The sequence below is a fragment of the Paraburkholderia sp. SIMBA_027 genome (assembly GCF_046535315.1).
Taxonomy (GTDB): Bacteria; Pseudomonadota; Gammaproteobacteria; order Burkholderiales; family Burkholderiaceae; genus Paraburkholderia; species Paraburkholderia tropica.
In genome coordinates, this window is sequence record NZ_JAWRWY010000164.1 from 1 (window position 1) to 385 (window position 385).

The following is a 385-nucleotide window of genomic DNA, read 5'->3' on the forward strand; positions in this document are numbered from 1 at the left end:
GTTCCTATCGATCCTCAATATCCTCAGGAAAGGATTGATTATATGCAGAGTTCAAGTAATTGTAAAGTGATCCTTGATGAAGAAGAGCTTATGCTATATAACCTGGAGCGGTTCCGCTATGGTATGGGTAATCCTGAAAGAGTCAGCAGTACGTCAGATCTGGCCTATGTAATTTACACCTCCGGCTCTACGGGGCAACCTAAAGGAGTTATGGTTGACCATGGCAACCTGTATAATTATTTAATGTGGGGTTCCGATTATTACTTTTCGAGTCCTGAGGCAGGAAACTTTGGATTATTCAGTTCCTTATCGTTCGATTTAACGATTACGAGTATCTTCTTACCGCTGGTTAGAGGTAATTTTATAAAAGTACTGAGCCCTGAAC

At 41.0% G+C, this 385-nt stretch carries 1 protein-coding gene; it reads left to right on the forward strand.

Annotation, left to right across the window (positions count from 1 at the left end):
- Window positions 1–42: 42 nt before the first annotated feature.
- Window positions 43–385: AMP-binding protein (locus SB764_RS38600; RefSeq protein WP_410866550.1), on the forward strand; the 343-nt coding region annotated here is incomplete at its 3' end.